Here is a 1,499-nt window from a genome sequence, read left to right as displayed (position 1 = left end):
ACAATCGGCATGGATGAGGCTGGCACGGCCATCGTGCAATGTGTGTTGGTGCATTCTTATCTCCTGTTAGCAAGAGCCTTGAACACAAATAGCGGTTGAAAGCCGCCAGCAATAACGAATTAAAGCTGGCGGCGTTTTGTTGCTTCCTCTCCAATTCCTTTATCAAAAAGGTCTTGGGTCTCAGGTACTCAAGGCATCAAAACACCGATCAACCTTATCACGAGGAACTGTGTATTTATACAGTTAATTATTTCGAATTAATTGCGTTAAATCAGGATAGGGCTGTTGTGAAAGCTGTTCGATAACAAAGGCCACGTGATGGACAGAGTGCTCAGGCAGCATTTGGGATACAGAGATAGGGTCAACATGACCTTGTTTAGACTGTTCAATAATCAAACTCACCAGCGTTTTATGTTCAGGTTTAATCGTTAACATGCTGAAATTCCATGTAAATTCAACGTGAACACGACACTAGTATGGTGTGCAGGGAATAGCCAGTGCTTTGTGATGATAACTTGAGTTAATTAGAGCTCTGCAGGATGTAACAGCAGGTGAGCTTGATGCGTTTTTGCATTCCACTCTTTCATTTCTGCGATAAACAAACCATGTCGATGAATACTGTCAATGAGGTCATACGCTCTCTCATGTTGAATTAACATAGACAGAGGGCTAATCTGTGTCATATTGTCGAAACCCTGTTCAATGTGTTCTTCTAACATATACAAAACACTCGGTTCTGCCTCAGTTCCTTCCTCAAAAAGCCTCGACTCAATGCCTTCTTCGTCATATAGGTGCACAAGCAGTGAGTACAGCTTCTCCGCACCAGCGAGCTTGGTCTTTTTAGCCTGGTCATTAAGTTGATAGAGCTTCATCTCTAGGTTCCCTTCTTTTGTTCGAGCCGCTTGAAGCATCAAGCGAATGTCTTTTTTAATCGCAGCGTAGGCCTTATCACTCATTTTGGGCTTTAGATATTTCAATAAAATCTCATTACGCTTTGCAATGGGTACGAAACGCGAGCTAGCCGATACTTGGAACAATAGATGAAGCAAAGCATGCGTTATGGTTTGGTGTAATGTTTGATAGTAATCAAACTCTTTTTTGATTTGCATAAGGACTAAATATTTGACGAATACAACGTATTGTTATGTGGTCATACTGTCCATAAATCAAGCTATTGAAATAATTAAAATGAAAGGTTGTTACTGCAGTTCACTAAACACCTGCTTGGAAAGCACTTGCTGAGTGGTAGCGCTTACTCGGTAAACCCGTGTATTGCCATACGCACTCGCAAACGCCACCGCCCTGAGCGAATCGTCTAACTCAAGCACAAACTGCACGCTAGGTAAAAAGTCCCCACTTTCCAATTCATCAAAAGCCAACAACACCTCATCAGGTGAGGTCATCAACTTCTCTTGTATCATTTCCCGAAACGGCTCTAGCTCTGGCGATTGTTTTATCACGTTATTGAGTGTGCTAGCCGATAAGCCTTGTTTCGCGAC

At 42.4% G+C, this 1,499-nt stretch carries 2 protein-coding genes and 1 pseudogene; all 3 read right to left on the bottom strand.

Annotated elements, in window-relative coordinates; all coding sequences use genetic code 11:
* Positions 1-243: 243 nt before the first annotated feature.
* Entirely contained in the window at positions 244-435 is a 192-nt protein-coding gene (locus AB4589_RS24430) for a hypothetical protein (RefSeq protein ID WP_048615443.1), read from the bottom strand.
* An 89-nt stretch (positions 436-524) separates the two neighbouring features.
* Positions 525-1,109, bottom strand: coding sequence for a DUF2913 family protein (locus tag AB4589_RS24425; RefSeq protein WP_048615442.1), 585 nt, complete (start codon positions 1,107-1,109; stop codon positions 525-527).
* Between the two features lie 90 nt (positions 1,110-1,199).
* Positions 1,200-1,499: pseudogene (locus AB4589_RS24420) on the bottom strand (phage head morphogenesis protein); the annotation flags it as partial.

The organism is Vibrio sp. 10N.222.49.A3 (assembly GCF_041475145.1).
In the GTDB taxonomy this organism is placed as follows: Bacteria; Pseudomonadota; Gammaproteobacteria; order Enterobacterales; family Vibrionaceae; genus Vibrio; species Vibrio tasmaniensis_A.
Note: the sequence above shows the minus strand (reverse complement) of the source record. Positions and strands in the feature narration are given on the sequence as shown.